Here is a 1,619-nt window from a genome sequence, read left to right as displayed (position 1 = left end):
GCCAGTCGAGACCACGCCGCTTCGACCGATAACGACGCCTTGCGGATTGATCAAATAGACGCTGCCGGTGGCGGAAAGCGTGCCGAGAATCGAGGACGGCGTAGCACCGGTCACGCGGTTCAGCGTCGCACCGCTCCCGTTGTCGATATTGACTACGCTGCCGTTGCCGATGGAAAAGCTATTCCAATCGATAACGCCCCGCGTCGATGTTTGATTGACTGTGAGCGACGTACCATTGCCGTTGATATAACCGGTACCGGCGACGAACTGCCCGCCGGCCGGTAAAGGCCCGGCCGCGCGAGCGGCGGCCGCTGCGGCGAACGATACGGCAATAGCGAGCGCAGTCATTGTCGGACGAGCGGCCGGCCGCGAACGAGACGAATGTCCTACCCGAGAAGCATTGAACATTGCGCGTACTCCAGTGATCGAAGCAGGGAAAAGCGAATCCGAGTCATCCGCCGCTTGCGGATTGAAGCTGCCAACGCAACACCGGGTGGTCGGCACCGGCCGGCATTGACCAAATACCGTTCGGGCCGAAGTCGTAGCCGGCGAACGAAGACGGCGAGGTCATTTGAGTCGCGGTCAATCCGCTCGACGCATTGGGGCCGCGGCTGCCAAACACGCCAACGGTTGCCCCCGTCGAGTCGATATTCCAGTAGACATCGCCTCCTATCGAGCCATCGTTCCCAACGGCGATGCCGGCGCCCGGCCATTCGGGGTTGCTCGTATCGTTGACGAGTTTCCCCGTCGCAAACGATTGGTTGATCGTTCCGTGGTTGAAGTACACGAGGCCTGCCGCCGCGGGGGCGCTCAAGCCGCCGTTCGACACGGACCCCGTGGCGTAGGAGCGGCTGATCGTGCCGTTGTTCGTCGCCACGAGCCCGCCGGGAATGCCGACCGTAAAAGCCGGAGCAAAGACCGTCACGGTTCCGGGGTCCCCCAAGCTAACCACCACAAGTCCTACCCCGAGGACCGCTCCGGACGCAAACGATTGATCGATGAGGCCGTCGTTTTCGGCCACGAGACCGCCCAACGTTCCGCCGCTGGTGATATTCACGCTGCTGGAGGAGCGGACGATCGTGCCGCGGTTGATGCCGGCGAGTCCTCCGGCGTTCATGTCATCCGCGTAGTTGCCCGTCGCTGCGCTCATGTCGTTGATATTGCCCGACGCGTTCACGTGCACGATGGTGCCGTCGTTGTAGGCGGCGACGATTGCCTCGGCGCCTTTCGCCAACCGGAGCGCATCATCGACGCTGCTGATCAGCCAGGCATTGCCGTAAACGTTCAGATTGCGCACGACCGCGCTCGAGCCGATCGTCCCGAATAAGCCAAGAGTGATGGGCTGCGCATCGGGATAAGCGCCGACCGTTCCCTTGAGATACAGCGAGTCGATCGTATGGCCTTGGCCGTCGAACTGACCGGTGAACGGCGCCGCGTTGCCGATGGGGGTGTATGCGCGCTCGCTCGTCGCGCTCGCGTCGATGTCTTTGCCGAGCGCGTAATTGCCGGCGAGATCGGAATTGACGTTCTCCAGATCGGCCAACGAATTGACGAGCTTGTACCCGGTGATCTGGGTCACGAGGCCGCTGTAAGCCGGAGCGGTCCATGCTCGATTGGCG

General features: G+C 62.5%; 1 protein-coding gene and 1 pseudogene. Both read right to left on the bottom strand.

What is annotated here, in order from left to right:
• A partial coding sequence (locus DXT59_RS10170; RefSeq protein WP_240324464.1) for a two-partner secretion domain-containing protein occupies positions 1-348 on the bottom strand: 348 nt, incomplete at its 3' end.
• 103 nt (positions 349-451) lie between these two features.
• A pseudogene (locus tag DXT59_RS10165) lies at positions 452-1,619 on the bottom strand (filamentous hemagglutinin); the annotation flags it as partial.

It is taken from the genome of Trinickia diaoshuihuensis (assembly GCF_003390925.1).
Lineage (GTDB): Bacteria > Pseudomonadota > Gammaproteobacteria > Burkholderiales > Burkholderiaceae > Trinickia > Trinickia diaoshuihuensis.
Note: the sequence above shows the minus strand (reverse complement) of the source record. Positions and strands in the feature narration are given on the sequence as shown.